This is a genomic window from Rhodococcus aerolatus (assembly GCF_054783215.1).
Genome location: NZ_BAAGQZ010000037.1, coordinates 43,138 through 62,406, shown reverse-complemented (window position 1 = coordinate 62,406; position 19,269 = coordinate 43,138). Strand labels below are relative to the sequence as shown.

16 protein-coding genes are annotated in these 19,269 nt (G+C 74.4%); 14 read left to right on the top strand and 2 right to left on the bottom strand.

Annotated elements, in window-relative coordinates; genetic code table 11:
* Positions 1-136 precede the first annotated feature (136 nt).
* The 11 genes from ACYVOF_RS14245 to ACYVOF_RS14195 all read left to right on the top strand — a co-directional run bounded on the left by ACYVOF_RS14245 (position 137) and on the right by ACYVOF_RS14195 (position 11,675).
* The gene (locus ACYVOF_RS14245; RefSeq protein ID WP_460867545.1) at positions 137-2,698 is read left to right on the top strand and encodes a bifunctional FO biosynthesis protein CofGH; all 2,562 of its coding nucleotides are present in this window, start codon (positions 137-139) and stop codon (positions 2,696-2,698) included.
* A 56-nt stretch (positions 2,699-2,754) separates the two neighbouring features.
* Positions 2,755-3,555, top strand: coding sequence for a hypothetical protein (locus ACYVOF_RS14240; RefSeq protein ID WP_460867531.1), 801 nt, complete (start codon positions 2,755-2,757; stop codon positions 3,553-3,555).
* Between the two features lie 93 nt (positions 3,556-3,648).
* Positions 3,649-3,975 (top strand): ferredoxin, encoded by a 327-nt coding sequence (gene fdxA, locus ACYVOF_RS14235; RefSeq protein WP_460867529.1) that lies wholly within the window; start codon positions 3,649-3,651, stop codon positions 3,973-3,975.
* Between the two features lie 3 nt (positions 3,976-3,978).
* Positions 3,979-5,085, top strand: coding sequence for a succinyldiaminopimelate transaminase (gene dapC / locus ACYVOF_RS14230; RefSeq protein WP_460867544.1), 1,107 nt, complete (start codon positions 3,979-3,981; stop codon positions 5,083-5,085).
* A 64-nt stretch (positions 5,086-5,149) separates the two neighbouring features.
* Positions 5,150-5,935, top strand: a complete 786-nt coding sequence (locus tag ACYVOF_RS14225; RefSeq protein ID WP_460867528.1) for a TauD/TfdA dioxygenase family protein — start codon at positions 5,150-5,152, stop codon at positions 5,933-5,935.
* 86 nt (positions 5,936-6,021) lie between these two features.
* Complete coding sequence (locus tag ACYVOF_RS14220) at positions 6,022-6,687, top strand: HAD family hydrolase (protein ID WP_460867526.1); 666 nt, start codon at positions 6,022-6,024, stop codon at positions 6,685-6,687.
* Positions 6,688-6,773: 86 nt separating this feature from the next.
* On the top strand, positions 6,774-8,030 hold the full coding sequence (locus ACYVOF_RS14215; protein WP_460867524.1) for a sedoheptulose 7-phosphate cyclase: 1,257 nt from the start codon (positions 6,774-6,776) through the stop codon (positions 8,028-8,030).
* A gap of 2 nt (positions 8,031-8,032) precedes the next feature.
* Positions 8,033-8,836: an O-methyltransferase gene (locus ACYVOF_RS14210; RefSeq protein ID WP_460867522.1), complete on the top strand. Its 804-nt coding sequence runs from the start codon at positions 8,033-8,035 to the stop codon at positions 8,834-8,836.
* Between the two features lie 14 nt (positions 8,837-8,850).
* Entirely contained in the window at positions 8,851-10,182 is a 1,332-nt protein-coding gene (locus ACYVOF_RS14205) for an ATP-grasp domain-containing protein (RefSeq protein WP_460867521.1), read from the top strand.
* The gene (locus tag ACYVOF_RS14200; RefSeq protein ID WP_460867519.1) at positions 10,182-11,213 is read left to right on the top strand and encodes a D-alanine--D-alanine ligase family protein; all 1,032 of its coding nucleotides are present in this window, start codon (positions 10,182-10,184) and stop codon (positions 11,211-11,213) included. Before ACYVOF_RS14205 ends, ACYVOF_RS14200 begins: the two co-directional genes overlap by 1 nt.
* A 27-nt stretch (positions 11,214-11,240) precedes the next feature.
* Entirely contained in the window at positions 11,241-11,675 is a 435-nt protein-coding gene (locus ACYVOF_RS14195) for a PPOX class F420-dependent oxidoreductase (protein WP_460867517.1), read from the top strand.
* A 173-nt stretch (positions 11,676-11,848) separates the two neighbouring features.
* Here the strand turns inward: ACYVOF_RS14195 and ACYVOF_RS14190 are convergent, their stop codons facing one another.
* Positions 11,849-13,042 (bottom strand): TetR/AcrR family transcriptional regulator, encoded by a 1,194-nt coding sequence (locus ACYVOF_RS14190; protein WP_460867515.1) that lies wholly within the window; start codon positions 13,040-13,042, stop codon positions 11,849-11,851.
* A 135-nt stretch (positions 13,043-13,177) separates the two neighbouring features.
* Here ACYVOF_RS14190 and ACYVOF_RS14185 point away from each other — a divergent pair, with 135 nt between their 5' ends.
* The 3 genes from ACYVOF_RS14185 to ACYVOF_RS14175 all read left to right on the top strand — a co-directional run bounded on the left by ACYVOF_RS14185 (position 13,178) and on the right by ACYVOF_RS14175 (position 17,699).
* Complete coding sequence (locus ACYVOF_RS14185) at positions 13,178-14,389, top strand: acetyl-CoA C-acetyltransferase (protein WP_460867513.1); 1,212 nt, start codon at positions 13,178-13,180, stop codon at positions 14,387-14,389.
* 29 nt (positions 14,390-14,418) lie between these two features.
* Entirely contained in the window at positions 14,419-16,584 is a 2,166-nt protein-coding gene (locus ACYVOF_RS14180; RefSeq protein WP_460867512.1) for a 3-hydroxyacyl-CoA dehydrogenase NAD-binding domain-containing protein, read from the top strand.
* A gap of 92 nt (positions 16,585-16,676) precedes the next feature.
* Positions 16,677-17,699, top strand: coding sequence for a zinc-binding dehydrogenase (locus ACYVOF_RS14175; protein WP_460867510.1), 1,023 nt, complete (start codon positions 16,677-16,679; stop codon positions 17,697-17,699).
* Between the two features lie 54 nt (positions 17,700-17,753).
* Here the strand turns inward: ACYVOF_RS14175 and ACYVOF_RS14170 are convergent, their stop codons facing one another.
* Positions 17,754-19,187, bottom strand: a complete 1,434-nt coding sequence (locus tag ACYVOF_RS14170; protein WP_460867508.1) for an MFS transporter — start codon at positions 19,185-19,187, stop codon at positions 17,754-17,756.
* Between the last annotated feature and the right edge of the window lie 82 nt (positions 19,188-19,269).

Below are 19,269 nucleotides of genomic sequence, written 5' to 3'. Positions count from 1 at the left end.
ACGAGGACGACCTCATCGCCTTCCTCGCCCTCGACGCCGACGTCGACACCGCGGCCGCGGCCCGCGACCGGCCGGGCGGGGCGCGGCCCCCCGCCGGCGGGGGAGCACAATCGGCTCGGTGAGCGAGCTCCCGATCGTGCCGACCCCGGTCGTCCCCCCCGCGGCTGCCCCGGGCACACCTGTCCCGGCCCCGCCGTCCGAGTCCGCCCTGCGCCGGGCGCTGCGCCGCGCCCGCGACGGCGTCACCCTCGACGCGCGCGAGGCGGAGACCCTGCTGCACGCCCGCGGCGAGCAGCTCGACGACCTGTGCGCCTCCGCCGCTCGGGTGCGCGACGCGGGGCTGGCCGCCGCCGGCCGCCCGGGCACGGTGACCTACTCGCGCAAGGTGTTCGTCCCGCTGACCCGGCTGTGCCGCGACCGCTGCCACTACTGCACGTTCGTCACCGCCCCCGGGCCGCTGCGCGCGCAGGGCCACGGGATGTTCCTCGAGGTCGACGAGGTGCTCGAGCTGTGCCGGGCCGGTGCGGCGCTGGGCTGCCAGGAGGCGCTGTTCACCCTCGGCGACCGCCCCGAGGCCCGCTGGCCCGAGGCCCAGGAGTGGCTCGACGCCCGCGGCTACGACTCCACGCTGAGCTACCTGCGTGCCGTGGCGATCCGGGTGCTCGAGGAGACCGGGCTGCTGCCCCACCTCAACCCCGGCGTGCTCTCGTGGGAGGAGCTCGCCCGGCTCAAGCCCGTCGCGCCGTCGATGGGGATGATGCTCGAGACCACCTCGACCCGGCTGCACACTACCCCCGGCGAGGCGCACTTCGGCTCCCCGGACAAGGACCCGGCGGTGCGGCTGCGCACCCTCACCGACGCCGGCCGCCTCGGCGTGCCGTTCACCACCGGCCTGCTCGTCGGCATCGGGGAGACCCTGGCCGAGCGGGTCGACACCGTGCTCGCGATCCGCGCCGCGCACAAGGCCTTCGGCCACGTGCAGGAGGTGATCGTGCAGAACTTCCGGGCCAAGCCGGGCACGGCCATGCGCGCCACCCCCGACACCGACCTCGACGACTTCGTCGCCACCGTCGCCGTCACCCGGCTGCTGCTGGGGCCCGCGATGCGGGTGCAGGCGCCACCGAACCTGGTCGACGCCGCGGAGTGCGCCCGGCTGCTCGGCGCCGGGGTCGACGACTGGGGCGGGGTCAGCCCGCTCACCCCGGACCACGTCAACCCCGAGCGGCCCTGGCCCGAGCTCGACGCGCTCGCCGCCACCTCGGCCGCGGCCGGGCACACCCTCACCCAGCGGCTCACCGCGCAGCCGCCGTACGTGCTGGCCGGCTCCCCGTGGATCGACCCCCGGGTGGCCCCGCACGTCGCCGCCCTCGCCGACCCGGCCACCGGCCTGGCCCGGCCCGACGCCGTGCCGGTGGGCCTGCCCTGGCAGGAGCCCGACCCGGAGTGGGCCTCGACGGGGCGCACCGACCTCGAGACCGCGATCGACACCGAGGGCCGGCGCACCGACACCCGCAGCGACCTGGGCTCCGCCTTCGGCGACTGGGAGACCATCCGCGAGCAGGTGCTCAGCATCGCCGGCGCCGGGCCCGCCCCGCTCGGCACCGAGGTCGCGGCCGCGCTCCGCGCCGCCGAGCGCGACCCCGCGGGCCTGTCCGACGCGCAGTACCTGGCCCTGGCCACCGCGGACGGCGCCGACCTCGACGCGGTGTGCTCGCTGGCCGACGCGCTGCGCCACGACGCGGTGGGCGACGACGTCACCTACGTGGTCAACCGGAACATCAACTTCACCAACATCTGCTACACCGGCTGCCGGTTCTGCGCGTTCGCCCAGCGCAAGGGCGACGCCGACGCGTTCACCCTCTCGCTGGCCGAGGTGGCCGACCGCGCCGCCGAGGCGTGGGAGCTCGGCGCGACCGAGGTGTGCATGCAGGGCGGCATCGACCCCGACCTGCCCGTCACCGGCTACGCCGACCTGGTCCGGGCGGTCAAGGCGCGGGTCCCGGGCATGCACGTGCACGCCTTCAGCCCCATGGAGGTCGTCAACGGCGCGGCCCGCTCCGGCACCAGCGTCCGGGAGTGGCTCACCGAGCTGCGCGAGGCCGGGCTCGACACCATCCCCGGGACCGCGGCGGAGATCCTCGACGACGAGGTCCGCTGGGTGCTCACCAAGGGCAAGCTGCCCACGAGCGCCTGGGTGGACGTCGTCACCACCGCGCACGAGGTGGGGCTGCGCTCGAGCTCGACGATGATGTACGGCCACGTCGACCACCCCCGGCACTGGGTCGGCCACCTGCGGGTGCTGCGCGACATCCAGGACCGCACCGGCGGGTTCACCGAGTTCGTGCCGCTGCCGTTCGTCCACCAGTCCAGCCCGCTCTACCTGGCGGGGGCGTCGCGGCCGGGGCCGACGCTGCGCGACAACCGGGCGGTGCACGCCCTGGCCCGCATCGCCCTGCACGGCCGCATCCCCAACATCCAGACCAGCTGGGTCAAGCTCGGCGTCGACGGCAGCCGGGCCATGCTCCGCGGCGGGGCCAACGACCTCGGCGGCACCCTGATGGAGGAGACCATCTCCCGGATGGCCGGCTCCCAGCACGGCTCGGCCATGACCGTCGAGCAGCTGCGCGCCATCGCCGAGGGCATCGGTCGTCCGGCGCGCGAGCGCACGACCACGCATGCTCACCGCGACGCGGCCTGAGCCCCGTCCCCCCGGCCCCCAGCACCCCGCCCCCAGCACCAGGAGACCCCAGCCCCATGGCCCAGGCCATCACCGACGCCCACGTCGTCAGCGTCCTCAAGATCGTCGTCCGCGGCAGCGGGCCCGTGCTCGACGCCCTGACCCACACCGACCCGTTCGGCATCAAGGGCCACACCCGCGACGAGCGCGAGCAGCTCACCGAGGCCGAGCGCCGGGCGCTGAACCTCAAGGACAAGGTCGTCCGCAAGGCCGTCGACTCCTACTACGCGGCCGAGTTCCCCGGCACGGCCGCGTGGGACCGGATGGACACCGCGCAGCGCAGCGACTGGTGGGTCGGCCGCGTCGGCCGGTTCACCACGCTGGTCGCCTCGGTGCCCGGCCTCGCCGGCGCGGTCTCCGACCGGTTCCCGGTGCAGTCCACCGTCGGCTCGGCCAGCCAGGCGCTGGTGCTCGTCGCCGTGGCCCGCGAGCACGGCGTCACCGACCAGGTCGAGCAGGTGCGGCTGCTCGCCCACGTGCTGACCCGCCGCGACGTCAGCCGCGAGCTGGTCGAGGGCACCGCCGAGCGCAGCCGGGCCGACCTCGAGGCCGACGGGGTGCCCGCGGAGAAGGAGGGCCGCGAGCGCGGCTCGGCCCTGGTGCGGGCGGGCAAGGCGGTGTGGCGCTACGGCCGGGTGCTGCGCTCCATCCTCGGCGAGCTCGACAAGCGGCCGCAGGGCCGCTGGTACCACCGCCTGCTGGGGGTGCTGCCCGTGGTCGGCGCCGGGGCGGACTACCTCGGCGAGCGGTCCGCCCTCAAGCGCGCCGTCCGGTCCGGGACCGACTGGATCGGCCGCCACCCCGACGCGCACTCCTGACGGCGGGCCGGTGCGCCCCGGCCCGACCGCTCGGGGATACTGGCCCCGCGCACGACACGACCCCCTGCACGCGATGACCCCGGGAGCAACACAGTGACCTACACGATCGCCGAGCCCTGTGTGGACCTGCTCGACAAGGCCTGCATCGAGGAGTGCCCCGTCGACTGCATCTACGAGGGTGGCCGGATGCTCTACATCCACCCCGACGAGTGCGTCGACTGCGGTGCGTGCGAGCCGGTCTGCCCCGTGGAGGCCATCTACTACGAGGACGACGTCCCGGACCAGTGGGCGCAGTACACCAAGATCAACGCCGACTTCTTCGACGACCTGGGCTCCCCGGGCGGCGCGGCCAAGGTCGGCAAGACCGACCACGACCCCGAGCCGGTCAAGAGCCTGCCGCCGCAGGCCCACGAGGACTGAGCACTGACCGCGAGCAGGACCGACGGGGCGGCGCGGCTGCCGCAGTTCCCCTGGGACTCCCTCGCCGACGCCGCGGCCCGGGCCCGGGCGCACCCGGACGGCATCGTCGACCTCTCCGTCGGCACCCCGGTCGACCCGGTGGCCCCGGTGGTGCAGGAGGGGCTCGCCCGGGGCGCGGCCTCCCCGGGCTACCCCGCCACCTGGGGCACCCCGGAGCTGCGCGGTGCCGTGGTGGCCGCGCTGGACCGGCGCTTCGGCCTGGCCGGGCTGGACCCCGACGCGGTGCTCCCGACGATCGGCTCCAAGGAGCTCGTCGCCCAGCTGCCGTGGCTGCTCGACCTTGGCCCGGCCGACCTCGTCGTCGTGCCCGAGCTCGCCTACCCCACCTACGAGGTCGGCGCGCGGCTCGTCGGGGCGCGGGTGCTGCGCACCGACTCCACCCTGGCCGCCGGCCCGGAGCGGCCCGCGCTGGTGTGGGTCAACTCCCCGGCCAACCCCACCGGCGCGGTGCTGCCCGCCGAGCACCTGGCGAAAGTCGTCGCCTGGGCGCGGTCGGTGGGCGCGGTGCTGGTGTCCGACGAGTGCTACCTGGGCCTGGCCTGGGACGCCGAGCCCGTCAGCGTCCTCGACCCGCGGGTCAACGGCGGCTCGCTCGACGGCGTGCTCGCCGTGCACTCGCTGTCGAAGACCTCCAGCCTGGCCGGGTACCGCGCCGGGTTCGTCACCGGGGACCCGGCGCTGGTCGCCCGGCTGCTCGAGGTGCGCAAGCACGCCGGGATGATCGTGGCGACACCGGTGCAGTCCGCCATGGTCGCGGCCCTGAGCGACGACGAGCACGTGGCCGTGCAGCGGGAGCGCTACGCCGCCCGCCGGGCCCGCCTGCTGCCTGCGGTCCGCGCGGCCGGGTTCCGGGTGGAGCACTCCGAGGCCGGTCTCTACCTGTGGGCCACCCGCGACGAGCCGTGCCGCGACACCGTGGCCTGGCTGGCCGAGCGGGGCGTGCTGGCCGCGCCGGGGGAGTTCTACGGCCCCGCCGGGGCGCAGCACGTGCGGCTCGCGCTGACCGCCACCGACGAGCGCGTCGACGCCGCCGTGGCCCGTCTGGCCTGAGCCGGCGCGGCCGCGCGACCCGGCTCGGCTGGCCGGGTCCCGGGGGTCGTCCTACCGTCGCGGCATGGACGTCACCCCGACGGAGCCCCTGGGCGCCACCGTCACCGACCTCGCGCTCGCCGACCTCGACGACGCCGACGTCGCCGCGCTGCAGCAGCTGCTCGCCGAGCACGGCGTGCTGGTGCTGCCCGGCCAGAACGCGGTCGACGACGCCACGTTCGTCGGCTTCCTCTCCCGGCTCGGCGAGCCCACCTTCACCCCCGGCGAGACCCCGGTCGAGGGCTACCCCGACCTCAACGTCATCACCAACGTCGGCCGCACGACCACGCCGCGCAGCCAGTTCCACACCGACTCCAGCTACCTCGACCCGCCCCCGTCGTACACGGCGCTGCGCGCGGTGACGATCCCGTCGCGGGGCGGGGAGACGCTGTTCACCAACCAGTACCGCGCCGCCGAGACGCTGCCCGCCGAGCTCCGCGAGGCCGTCGAGGGCCGCACCATCACCCACGTGGTGACCGGGGTCGACACCGACGACGAGCGCACCTCCGCCGACCACCCCGTGCTGCGCCGCCACCCGCTCTCCGGCCGGACCGCGCTGTACCTGTCGACGCCGCAGCGCTGCGCCGCCGTCAGCGGGATGGACGACGCCGAGGCCGAGCGCGTCGTCGCGGCCCTGCTCGAGCACTCCACCGCGGCGGGGAACACCCTGCGCCACGCGTGGGCCCCCGGCGACGTCGTGGTGTGGGACAACGCCTGCGTGCTGCACAAGGCCGACCACGCCGACGTGGGGGGCGACCGGACCATGCACCGCGGGATGGTCACCGGCTACCCGGTGGCCGCGGGGGGCTGACCGCGGCGGGCGTCGAGGTGCGCGTTGCCCGACCCCCCGCCACACTTGTCCAGCCCGGGAACCAGCGACGAGGGAGTCCACCCGCAGTGTCTGCCATTCTGTTCGGCTCGATCAGCACCCTGTCCGACACCTCCGAGATGCAGCGCAGCGCGTTCAACGCCGCGTTCGCCGAGGCCGGCCTCGACTGGCGCTGGGAGCAGGACGAGTACCGCTCGCTGCTGACCGGCAACGGCGGGGCCCGGCGCATCGCCGACGAGGCGGAGCGCACCGGGGACACCGTCGACGCCGACGCGGTGCACGCGGCCAAGTCGGCCAAGTTCCAGGCCGCGGCGTCGAGCACCGAGCTGGCTGCCCGAGACGGGGTCGCCGAGACCATCCGCGCGGCCCGCGACGGCGGCCTCAAGGTCGGGCTGGTCACCACCACCTCGCCGGAGAACATCTCCTCCCTGCTCGCCGGGCTCGGCTCGGCCGTGCGGGTCGAGGACTTCGACGTCGTCGTCGACGCCACCAAGGTCGGCACGTCCAAGCCGGACCCGGCGTCCTACACCTACGCCCTCGAGCAGCTCGGCGAGGACGCCGCGCACTGCGTGGCCATCGAGGACAACGTGGGCGGGGTCGAGGCGGCCCGCGCCGCCGGGCTGGCCTGCGTCGCCTTCCCCAACGAGAACACCGCCGGGCACGACTTCTCCCGCGCCACGGCGGTCGTCGAGCGGCTCGACCCCGCGCAGCTCCGCGAGCTCGCCAGCGCCTGACCGACCCCGGTCCGCGCCGCGGACCCGCCACCACCCCGTGCCCGCCTCCCGCTGGGTGCGCACCCCCCAGACCCCGAGGAGACCCCATGGGTGAGATCACCGCGTCCTACACCGCGACGGAGACCAGCTTCCACGTCGAGGGCTACGAGAAGATCGAGTTCGACCTGCAGTACGTCGACGGCGTCTTCGCCCCCGAGAACACCGAGCTCGCCGACAGCTACCGCCCCTACGGCCGCTGCCTGATGGTCGTCGACGACGCGGTGTACCGGCTCTACGGCGACGCGATCCAGGCCTACTTCGCCCACCACGGCATCGCGCTCACCGTCCACATGGTCACCATCAAGGAGACCGCCAAGAGCCTGCGCACCCTCGAGCAGATCGTCGACGCGTTCTCCGAGTTCGGCCTGGTCCGCAAGGAGCCGGTGCTCGTCGTCGGCGGCGGGCTCGTCACCGACGTCGCCGGCTTCGCGTGCTCCACGTACCGCCGCAAGTCGAACTACATCCGCATCCCCACCACGCTGATCGGGCTCATCGACGCCAGCGTGTCCATCAAGGTCGGCGCCAACCACGGCAAGCTGAAGAACCGGCTCGGCGCCTACCACGCGTCGCAGAAGGTCATCCTCGACTTCGGGTTCCTCAAGACGCTGCCCGAGGACCAGGTGCGCAACGGCATGGCCGAGCTCATCAAGATCGCCGTCGTCAGCAACAAGCAGGTCTTCGAGCTGCTCGAGGAGCACGGCGAGGAGCTGCTGCGCACCCACTTCGGCCACGTCGACGGCTCGGCCGGGCTGCGCGCCGCGGCCGGCACCATCACCTGGCAGGCCATCGACACCATGCTCGACCTCGAGGTGCCCAACCTCCACGAGCTGATGCTCGACCGCGTCATCGCCTACGGGCACACCTGGAGCCCCACCCTGGAGCTCACGCCGGACGTGCCGATGTTCCACGGCCACGCCATCGACATCGACATGGCCTTCTCGGCGACCCTGGCCGAGCGCCGCGGGCTCATCACCACCGAGGAGCGCGACCGCATCCACGGACTCATGAGCCGGCTGGGCCTGGCCATCGACAGCCCGTACTTCACCTCGGAGCTGATCTGGAAGGCCACCGAGTCGATCGTGCGCACCCGCGACGGGATGCAGCGCTGCGCGGTGCCCCACCCCATCGGCACCTGCGACTTCCTCAACGACCTCACCCGCGACGAGCTCGACGCCACCCTCGAGGCGCACAAGGAGATCGCCCGCGGCTACCCGCGCGGCGGCGACGGCGTCGACATGTACATCACCCCGGAGCAGGCCGACGACGACGCCGCCCAGCCGGTGACCGCGGGCGCCTCGTCGTGACCGTGGCGGCCACGCCCAGACCGGTCACGCCGCTGGGCATCCTGGCCGCCACGCTCGTCGACGTGCAGCGGCGGCTCGCCTCGGTGCCCGGGGTCGACGCCGGGCTCGCGGCCGACGTGGCGCGCGCGGTCGAGCTCGCCTCCGGCCTCGACCCGTACGTCACGGCGTGCACCACGCCCGAGTCGCCCGCCCTGGCGGCGCTGGAGGCGCGCACCCGGTCCGAGGACTGGGCGCAGGCCCGCGGCGAGACCGGCCTGGAGCAGGAGATGCTCTCCGGTCACGTGGAGGGCCAGGCGCTGAAGATGCTGGTCCACCTGTGCCGGGCCCGACGCGTGCTCGACGTCGGGATGTTCACCGGGTACTCCGCCCTGGCCATGGCCGAGGCGCTGCCCGACGACGGCGAGGTGGTGGCCTGCGAGGTCGACGCGCACGTCGCGGCCATCGCGCAGGAGTGCTTCGACGCGGCCCCGGACGGCGGCAAGATCACCGTCCGGGTCGCGCCCGCGCTGGACACCCTCGACACGCTGGCCGCGGCGGGGGAGCGTTTCGACCTGGTCTTCGTCGACGCCGACAAGGCCGGGTACGCCGACTACCTCGACCGGGTGCTGACCGGCGACCTGCTCGCCGAGCACGGGGTGGTGTGCGTCGACAACACCCTGATGCAGGGCCTGCCGTGGCGCAGCGACGACGCCTCCGCCAACGGCGACGCGATCGCGGCGTTCAACGCCGGCCTGGCCGACGACCCGCGGGTGGCCCAGGTGCTGCTGCCGCTGCGCGACGGCCTCACCCTCGTCCGCCGGGCCTGACCGTGGCCACCGGTGTGCTCGGACGGGTCGGCGGCGCGGCCCGCACGGTGGGGGTGCTCGGCCTGCTCGGCGCCACCCTCCCGGTCGACCTGGCCGTCACCGGGGCGGCGCTGCTGCGCTCCGCGGTGGTCCGGCCGTCCCCGCGGCAGCAGGAGAGCCCTCGCACCGTCCTGGTCAGCGGCGGCAAGATGACCAAGGCGCTGGTCCTGGCGCGGGCGTTCCACGCCGACGGGCACCGCGTGGTCCTCGTCGAGCAGGAGAAGTACCGGCTCACCGGGCACCGCTTCTCCGCCGCGGTCGACGTGTTCCGCACCGTGCCCAAGCCCGACGACCCCGGCTACACCGACGCCCTGGTGCAGGTGTGCCGCGAGGAGGGCGTCGACGTCTACGTCCCGGTGTGCAGCCCCGTGGCCAGCTACCACGACGCGCTGGCCAAGGACGCGCTCGAGGCCGCCGGCGTCGAGGTCGTCCACCTCGGCCCCGAGGACCTGCACCGCGTCGACGACAAGTCCGAGTTCGCCGCCCTGGCCGCCTCGCTCGGCCTGCGCGTGCCCGACACCCACCGCATCACCGACCCCGACCAGGTCGCGGCCTTCGACTTCGCCGCCGCCCCGGGGGACACCTACGTGCTCAAGAGCATCGGCTACGACCCGGTGCGCCGGCTCGACCTCACCCCGCTGCCGCGCGAGACCCCGGAGGAGACGGCCGCCTACGCGCGCACCCTGCCGATCTCGGACGACAACCCGTGGATCCTGCAGGAGTTCGTCCGCGGCCAGGAGTACTGCACCCACGGCACCGCCCGCGACGGCGAGGTGACCGTGTGGGCGTGCTGCGAGTCGTCGGCCTCCCAGATCAACTACGCGATGGTCGACCGGCCCGACATCGAGGAGTGGGTGCGCACCTTCGTCCGCGAGCTGGGGGCCACGGGGCAGCTCTCCTTCGACTTCATCACCGACGCCGCGGGGGACACCCACGCCATCGAGTGCAACCCCCGCACCCACTCCGCCATCACGATGTTCTACGACCAGCCCGACCTGGCGCGGGCCTACCTCGGCGGCGCGGTGTCGGGTGGTGCTCCCGTCGTGCCCACGCCGACGAGCCGGCCGACGTACTGGATCTACCACGAGCTGTGGCGGCTGCTGCGCGACCCGCGCGACGCCCGCCACCGGCTCGGCGTCATCGCCGGCGGCACCGACGCCATCTTCGACTGGTCGGACCCGCTGCCGTTCCTCATGGTCCACCACCTGCACGTGCCGTCGCTGCTGCTGGCGAACCTGGTGCGGGGCACCGGGTGGGTGAAGATCGACCTCAACATCGGCAAGCTCGTCGAGCCCGGCGGGGACTGATGCGCACCCTGCTGCACCTCGTCGGCTCCGCGGTCAGCGACTTCCACGCCGACCTCTCCCGGCTCTACGCCGCGGACTGCCTCGACGCGCTCGCCGACCCGGCCCGCTACACCCACCACGTGGCGTGGGTCGGCCCCGACGGCCGGTGGCGCTTCCCCACCGACCTCTCCCGCGACGCGGTCGCCGCCGCCGACCCGCTGCCGGCCGCCGAGGCCATCGCCGTCATCACCCACCTCGGGGTGGACGCGGTGGTGCCGCAGATGTTCTGCGTGCCGGGGATGACGCACTACCGGGCGCTGCTCGACGTGCTCGGTCTGCCCTACCTGGGCAACGCCCCCGACGTCATGGCGCTGGGGGCGAACAAGGCCCGCGCCCGGGCCGTCGTCGCCGCCGACGGGGTGGCCGTGCCCGCGGGCGAGCTGCTGCGCCCCGGCGACGAGCCCACCCTCGCCCCACCGTTCGTCGTCAAGCCCGTCGACACCGACAACTCCCTGGGCCTGGCCCTGGTCCGCGAGCCCGGCGAGGTCGGCCCCGCGCTGGCCGAGGCGTTCACCCACTCCCGCGAGGTGCTCGTCGAGACCTACGTCCCGTTGGGGCGCGAGGTGCGCTGCGGCGTCATCGAGCGGGACGGCGAGCTGGTGGGCCTGCCGCTGGAGGAGTACGACGTCGACACCGACCGCAAGCCGGTGCGGCTGCACGACGACAAGATCGCCACCCGCGACGACGGGGACCTGGGCCTGCAGGCCAAGGACGGGGTGCGGGCCTGGATGGTCGACCCGGCCGACCCGCTGACGGCCGTGGTGCACGAGGCCGCCAGGGCCGCGCACCGCGCCCTGGGGTGCCGCGACTACAGCCTGTTCGACTTCCGCATCGACCCCGAGGGCCGTCCCTGGTTCCTCGAGGCCGGGCTGTACTGCTCCTTCGCGCGGCAGAGCGTGGTCGTGATGATGGCCGAGGCGGGCGGCACCCCGCTGGCGGAGCTGTTCGCCACCACCCTCGACGCCGCCCTGGCCCGCGGGTCCTCCCGGTGACGCGGCCGTCGGCCTAGGGTTCGCACCGTGGCCGTGCGCGACGAGGACCAGCCCCTGCTCGACCTGCTCGGGGAGCAGCGGCTCGGCGCGCTGGTGACCCTGAAGCGCAGCGGGCGCCCGCAGCTCTCGACCGTGAACCACCTGTGGGACCCCGAGGCGGGCGAGCTTCGGGTGTCGGTTACGCAGGACCGGGCCAAGACGCGCAACCTGCTGCGCGACCCCCGTGCCAGCTACTACGTCAGCCGTCCCGACGGCTCGGCCTACGTGGTCGCCGAGGGCACCGTGGTGCTCACCGAGCCCGCCGCCGACCCGCACGACGACACCGTGGCCGCGATGGTCGCGCACTACCGGGCCGTCGCGGGGGAGCACCCGGACTGGGACGAGTTCCGCGCCGCGATGGTGTCCGAGCGCCGGCTGCTGCTGCGCCTGCCCGTCGAGCACGTCTACGGGTGGGCCGGCTGACCCCCGGACCCTCCCGCACGTCGCGGGCTACCTGCGGGCCGTCCCGCCCGACGTCCTGCATGTAGCGGGCTACCTGCGGGCTGGGTCGCCTGGTGTCCTGCATGTAGCGGGCTACCTGCGGTCCGTCCCGCCCGGCGTCCCGCATGTAGCGGGCTACTTGCGGGGGGGGGGCGTCAGACGTCGAGGGCGGCGCAGCACAGCGCGACGAGCTCGGGGCGCCAGTGCTCCCGCGCCGTGAGCCGGCGGGTGCGGGACACGTCGTTGGCGACGCCCAGCGCGGCGTGCACCAGGACCCGGGCCGCGGACGCCCCCAGGTCGGGGTGGGTCCCGCGCAGCGCGTCGACCCAGCGCGCCACGTAGGCGCGCTGCGCCTCGAGCAGCTCGGCGCGCTCGGCCGGGGTCAGCTGCGTGTGGTCCGCGGTGAACCCGACCACCAGGTCGGGGCTGCCGGCCAGCACGCCCACGTAGGACCCGACCAGCGCGCGCACCACCGCCGAGGGCGTCGGTGCACCCCGCACCGCCTCGTCCGCCGCGACCTCGAGCCGCTGGGCGGAGCGCCGGCAGATCGCGACCAGGACGGCGGCCTTGCTGGGGAAGTGGCGGTACACGCTGGGGCCCGCGATGCCCACGGCCGCACCGAGGTCGGCGATGCTCACCGCGTGGTAGCCGCGGTCGCGGAACAGCCCCGACGCCGCGTCCACCAGCTGCTCGCGCCGGGTCCCGCCCCCCGCGGGCGCCGGCCCGGGGCTCGGTGCGGGGGCCGTGCGGGCCGCGGCCAGGTCGGTGCCGATGACCCGCTCCGACGCGGCGACGAGCAGCGCCGCCTGCGCGGCCGCCCCCAGCCGGCTGCGGTGGGCGATCGGGCTGCCCATCACGCTCATCACCGCCCACGCGGCCAGCTCGGCGTCGGCGGGCTCCCCGCCACCCCCGGCCGCGAGCAGGGTGGCCGTCCAGGTCCCGAGCAGCGCGCGGGAGCGCCGGCGCACCTCCGCGCGCTCGTCCGCGGCGAGGTCGGCACCGGACCAGCGCCACAGCACGGCCGCGTCCGGCCGCCGCACCGCGACCTCGGCGACCCGGGTCAGCAGGTGGCGGGTGGGGGAGCCGCCCGGGTCGGCCAGGGCCTGCGCCGTGCAGGCCTCGAGGTCGGCGACCCCGGCGAGCACGACGCGGGCCAGGATCGCCTGCTTGTCCGGGAAGTGCCGGTAGATCGCGGGCCCGGTCACCCCGGCGGCGGCGGCGATGTCGTCCACGCCCACGGACCGGTAGCCGCGCTCGCTGAACAGGGCGGACGCCACCGCGGCCAGCTGGTCCTTGCGGTCGGCGGGGCGGGGCCGCTGCGCCACGCCCGCCCGCGGCGGTGTCGTCATGAGTGAACGGATACTAGCCGGGCGCCTGCCGCCCCCGCCGGTTGACAAGCAGGGGTGACGGGGGAAGATGTTAACTGGAATTAGCGGCGCCCGACCGGCGCCGCTCCCGCAGGACTCACCGTGGAGGACCAGGCCGTGGCCGACGACGCATTCATCTACGAGGCGATCCGCACGCCCCGTGGCAAGGGCAAGAAGGGGTCGCTGCACGGCACCAAGCCGCTCGACCTCGTGGTGGGCCTGATCGGGGAGCTCAAGGTGCGCTTCCCCGACATGGACCCCGCCGCCATCGACGACATCGTGCTCGGCGTCGTCTCCCCCGTCGGTGACCAGGGCGCCGACATCGCCCGCACCGCGGCGCTGGCCGCCGGGCTGCCCGACACCGTCGGCGGCGTGCAGCTCAACCGCTTCTGCGCCTCCGGCCTGGAGTCGGTCAACCTGGCCGCGCAGAAGGTCGCCTCGGGGTGGGACCAGCTGGTCATCGCCGGGGGCGTCGAGTCGATGTCGCGGGTGCCGATGGGCTCCGACGGCGGCGCCTGGGCCATGGACCCCGCCACCAACTACGACACCTACTTCGTCCCGCAGGGCATCGGCGCGGACCTCATCGCCACGATGGAGGGCTTCAGCCGCGAGGACGTCGACGCCTACGCCGTGCGCTCCCAGGAGCGGGCCGAGGCGGCGTGGTCGGGCGGCTACTTCGCCAAGTCGGTCGTCCCGGTCAAGGACATGAACGGCGTCACGCTGCTCGACCACGACGAGCACCGCCGTCCCGGCACCACCATCGAGGGCCTGGCCAAGCTGCCCTCGGCCTTCGCGGGCCTGGCGCAGATGGCCGGCTTCGACGACGTGGCGCTGCAGAAGTTCCACACCGTCGAGAAGATCGACCACGTCCACACCGGCGGCAACTCCTCGGGCATCGTCGACGGCGCCGCGCTGGTGCTGGTGGGCTCCGAGGCGGCGGGCAGGGCCCACGGCCTGACCCCGCGCGCCCGCGTCGTGGCCACCGCGATCTCGGGCGCCGACCCGACGATCATGCTCACCGGTCCCACCCCGGCCACCCGCAAGGTCCTCGCGACCGCGGGCATGACCACCGACGACATCGACGTCTTCGAGCTCAACGAGGCGTTCGCGTCCGTCGTCATGAAGTGGATGAAGGACCTCGACCTGCCCGCCGACAAGGTCAACGTCAACGGCGGTGCCATCGCCATGGGCCACCCGCTCGGCGCCACCGGCGCCATGCTCGTCGGCACCGTGGTCGACGAGCTGGAGCGCCGTGACGCCCGCCGCGGCCTGGTCACGCTGTGCATCGGCGGCGGCATGGGCGTGGCCACCATCATCGAGCGCGTCTGAGCGCGACGGACCAGGGAGAAGCAGACCACATGGCAGAGAACATGATCCGCTGGGACGCCGACGACGAGGGCATCGTGACCCTCACGATGGACGACCCCGCCAGCTCGGCGAACACGATGAACGAGACGTGGGCCGCGTCGTTCGGGTCCACGATGGACCGTCTCGAGGCGGAGCGGGACCAGATCACCGGCGTCGTCGTCGCCTCGGCGAAGAAGACCTTCTTCGCCGGCGGTGACCTCAACCGGCTGCGGGAGGCGAAGCCGGAGAACGCGGCCGAGACGACCCAGCACACCAACCACGTCAAGGCGCTGCTGCGCCGGCTGGAGACCCTGGGACGCCCCGTCGTCGCCGCGGTGAACGGTGCCGCGCTCGGCGGGGGCCTCGAGATCGCGTTGGCCTGCCACCACCGCGTGGCCCTCGACGCGCGTGGCAGCGTCATCGGCCTGCCCGAGGTCACCCTCGGGCTGCTGCCCGGCGCCGGCGGCGTCACCCGCACCGTGCGCATGCTCGGCCTGCAGGACGCGATCCTCAACGTCCTCGCGCAGGGCCAGCGGCACCGCCCCGCGAAGGCGCTCGAGCTGGGGCTCGTCGACGAGCTCGTCGACACCGCCGAGGAGATGGTGGCCCGCGCCAAGGCGTGGATCCGGGAGAACCCCGACGCGGTGCAGCCCTGGGACGCGAAGGGCTACAAGATGCCCGGCGGCACCCCGAGCAACCCGAAGCTGGCCCAGATGCTGCCGGCCTTCCCGTCCAACCTGCGGCGCCAGCTCAAGGGCGCGCCGATGCCCGCCCCGCGGGCCATCCTCTCGGCCGCCGTCGAGGGCGCCCAGGTCGACTTCGACACCGCCACCCAGATCGAGACCCGCTACCTGGTCAACCTGATGAACGGCCAGGTCTCGAAGAACATGATCAAGGCGTTCTTCTTCGACCTGCAGCACATCAACGGCGGCGGCTCCCGGCCCGAGGGGTACGAGAAGTACACCGCGAAGAAGGTCGGCGTGGTCGGGGCCGGGATGATGGGCGCCGCCATCGCCTACGTCTCGGCCAAGTCCGGCTGCGAGGTCGTGCTCAAGGACGTCACCCAGGAGGCGGCCGACAAGGGCAAGGCGTACTCGGAGAAGCTGGAGGCCAAGGCGCTCAGCCGCGGCCGCACCACCCAGGAGAAGTCCGACGCGCTGCTGGGCCGCATCACGGCCACCGCGGACTACGCCGACTTCGAGGGCGTCGACTTCGTCATCGAGGCCGTCTTCGAGTCGGTCGACCTCAAGCACAGCATCTTCGGCGACCTCGAGCCCGTGGTGGCCCCCGACGCGGTGCTGGGGTCCAACACCTCCACGCTGCCCATCACCACCCTCGCCGAGGGCGTCAAGCGGCAGGAGGACTTCATCGGGATCCACTTCTTCTCCCCGGCCGACAAGATGCCGCTGGTGGAGATCATCCGGGGCGAGAACACCTCGGACGCGGTGCTGGCCAAGGTGATCGACTACACGCTGCAGATCAAGAAGACCCCGATCGTGGTCAACGACAGCCGCGGGTTCTTCACCAGCCGCGTCATCGGCACGTTCCTCAACGAGGCCGTCGCCGCGCTCGGCGAGGGGGTGGAGCCCTCCAGCATCGAGCAGGCCGGTGCCCAGGCCGGGTACCCGGCGCCGCCGCTGCAGCTCATGGACGAGCTCACCCTCACCCTGCCGCGCAAGATCCGCGAGGAGACCAAGGCGGCCGTCCTCGAGGCCGGCGGCGAGTGGCCGGAGCACGGCTCCTACGCCGTCATCGACGCGATGGTGGACACCCACGACCGCAAGGGCCGCAGCTCGGGCGCCGGGTTCTACGAGTACGACGAGGAGGGCAAGCGCACCGGACTGTGGTCGGGCCTGCGCGATGCGTTCCACGCCGGCACCGCCGACGTCCCGTTCATCGACCTGCAGGAGCGGATGCTCTTCGCCGAGTCGCTGGAGACCGTGCGCTGCTTCGACGAGGGCGTGCTCACCTCGGTGCCCGACGCCAACATCGGGTCGATCTTCGGCATCGGGTTCCCGGCCTGGACCGGGGGCGTCATCCAGTACATCAACGGCTACGACGGCGGCGTGGCCGGCTTCGTCGCCCGCGCCCGGGAGCTGGCCGCGAAGTACGGCGAGCAGTTCACCCCGCCGCAGTCGCTGGTCGAGCTGGCCGAGCGCGGCGGGATCTTCGAGTAGGTCCCCGCGCACCTCGACGCCCCCACCGGTCCGCCGGTGGGGCGTCGTCGCGCCCGGGCAGGATGGGCCCACCGACCACCAGGAGGTTGCCCGTGCGTGCTGTGGTGCTGACCCGCTTCGGCGGACCCGAGGTGCTCGAGCTGCGCGACGTCGCGGCCCCCGAGCCCGGTCCCGGCGAGGTCGTCGTCGACGTGGCCGCGGTGTCGCTGAACAACACCGACGTGTGGACCCGGTCCGGGGCCTACGGCGCCGACCAGCCCGCCGGGTGGCTCGGGCCGGTCGACTTCCCCCGCATCCAGGGCGCCGACGTGTGCGGGTACGTCCGCGCCGTCGGCCGGGGGGTCGACGCCGCCCTGGTCGGCCGGCGCGTGCTGCTGGACCCGGCGCTGCGCTACTCGGACGGCCCCGAGCCGCTCGTCGAGGCCGTGCTGGGCAGCGAGGCCGACGGCGGGTACGCCGAGCAGGTGCGCATCGCGGCCGACCGCGTCCACGACGTCACCGACTCGCCGCTGAGCGACCAGCAGCTGGCCTGCCTGCCCATCTCCTCGGGCACCGCCACCGGGATGCTCGAGCGGGCCGGGGTGCGGGCGGGGGAGACGGTGCTGGTCAGCGGGGCCTCCGGCGGGGTCGGCCTGGCCCTGGTCGGGCTGGCGGCCGGCCGCGGGGCCCGCGTGGTCGCGCTCAGCTCGGGGGACAAGGCCGACGCGGTGCGCCGGGCGGGCGCCGACGCGGTGGTCGACCGGGCGCAGGGGGACATCGGCGAGCAGCTGGCCGAGCTGGTGCCGGGCGGCCTCGACGCGGTGGCCGACGTGGTCGCGGGCGGGCTGGTGGCCACGGTGATGCCGCACGTGCGGGCCGGGGGGCGGTGGGTCGTCGCGGGCGCCGTGGCCGGCCCGGTGATCGAGCTCGACCTGCGCGGGCTCTACCTCCGCTCGATCTCCCTGCTCGGCTCGACGATGCACACCCCCGAGCAGTTCGCGGTGCTCGTGGCCACGGCCAACGCCGGGGAGGTCGACCCGCTGGTCGCGCGGACGTTCCCGCTGGAGGAGGCCGCGGCCGCGCAGGAGGCGTTCGAGGCGCGCGAGCAGGTGGGCAAGCTCGTCCTGCTGCCCTGACACCGGTGCCCCGGACCGGGGGCTGCGCGGCTCGAGGCCGAGCCGGCACGCGGCCTACGGGGCGTGCCGGGCACCCTCGTCGTGGTCCGGGCCGCGGTCCCCGCCGGGGTGGCGGCGCCCGGTGGTGACGACGAGCGCCAGGGCCAGCACCGCGAAGCCGGTCGTCACCAGCAGGCCCAGGGTGTACGCGTGGCCGAAGCCGTCGGCGCGGCCCGCGGGGTCGGTGGCCCCGACGCCCCCGGCGGAGGCGTAGAACACCGCGCTGATGACCACGACGCCGATCGCCCCGCCGACGCGCTGCGAGGTCTGCAGCATCCCGCCTGCGGTCGAGCCGCCCTCGGTGGGCACCTCGGCCAGCGAGAGCGCCTGGTTCGGGGTGATGACGCTGCCGCCGCCGAGCCCGGCCACCAGCAGCGGGCCGGCCAGCACCAGCGCGAACACCACGCCGCTGACCTGGCCGGCCAGCAGCTCGGCCACCAGCGCCGCCCCGGCGATGCCGACGACGAACAGCACGAGGGCCACCACCAGCACCCGCTGCCCGGCACGGTTGACCCAGCGCCCGCCGATCGGGGCCGAGACGGCGGTGCCGATGGCGAAGGCGGTCGCCACCAGCCCGGCGGACAGCGCGCTGAACCCGAGGCCCTCCTGCAGCAGCAGCGAGAGCACCAGCGGGGTGGCGGTGAACGCGGCGAAATACAGCAGCGCCACGAACAGCCCGCCGGTGTAGGAGGTGAAGCGGAACAGGGTGACGTCGATGAGCGGGTGGCCGTGCCGGCGCGCGGGACCCCGCTCCCACCACAGGAACCCGGTGAGCACGGCCGCCGCGGGCACGAGCACCAGCGTGAGCCGGGCGTCCGGCGTCGAGTCGTACTGCACCGCGGGGAAGAGGATCCCGAACAGCCCGAGCGCCAGCAGCCCGACGCCCACGAGGTCCAGCGGGGTGCGCTTGCGGGACTCCCCGGAGCGCTGGGCGTCGGTGGGGATCCAGCGCCGGCACAGCACGAACGAGGCGATCCCCACGGGCACGTTGACGAGGAAGGCCAGCCGCCAGCCCAGCTCGGGGCCGCCGAGCGCGATGATGCCGCCGCCGAGGACCGGGCCCAGCGCGGTCGCCACCCCCACCCCGGTGCCGATGACGCCGAAGGCCCGGCCCCGCTCCTCGCGCGGGAACAGCTGCTGCACCAGCCCGGCCACCTGCGGGTTGAGCAGCCCCCCGGCCAGGCCCTGCAGCACGCGGGCCGCGACGAGCACGCCGGGGTTCGGTGCGGCGCCCACGACCAGGCTGGTGACGGCGAACCCGGCGATGCCGGCCAGCAGCACGAACCGCCGTCCCCGGTCGTCGCCGAGACGCCCCCCGATGATCGGCACCATGCCGAACGCCAGGGCGTAGCCGGAGACGACCCACTGCAGCTGGGAGACCGACGCGCCGGTCGACTCGCGGATGGAGGGCAGGGCGACGTTGACGATGCTGATGTCGAGCAGCGTCATGAACAGGGCGGTGACGGCGACGGCCAGCGCCCGCCAGCGCCGGGGGTCGGCGTCGGCGCTTGTCGTGGGCGCGCCGGGGCCC

Bases quoted from the DNA above. Each gene is read 5' to 3' on its own strand.
- ACYVOF_RS14200 (WP_460867519.1), top strand. From the start codon at position 10,182: ATGCGCACCCTGCTGCACCTCGTCGGCTCCGCGGTCAGCGACTTCCAC.
- ACYVOF_RS14180 (WP_460867512.1), top strand. From the start codon at position 14,419: ATGGCAGAGAACATGATCCGCTGGGACGCCGACGACGAGGGCATCGTG.
- ACYVOF_RS14215 (WP_460867524.1), top strand. From the start codon at position 6,774: ATGGGTGAGATCACCGCGTCCTACACCGCGACGGAGACCAGCTTCCAC.
- ACYVOF_RS14225 (WP_460867528.1), top strand. From the start codon at position 5,150: ATGGACGTCACCCCGACGGAGCCCCTGGGCGCCACCGTCACCGACCTC.
- ACYVOF_RS14170 (WP_460867508.1), bottom strand. From the start codon at position 19,187: ATGACGCTGCTCGACATCAGCATCGTCAACGTCGCCCTGCCCTCCATC.
- ACYVOF_RS14190 (WP_460867515.1), bottom strand. From the start codon at position 13,042: ATGACGACACCGCCGCGGGCGGGCGTGGCGCAGCGGCCCCGCCCCGCC.
- ACYVOF_RS14240 (WP_460867531.1), top strand. From the start codon at position 2,755: ATGGCCCAGGCCATCACCGACGCCCACGTCGTCAGCGTCCTCAAGATC.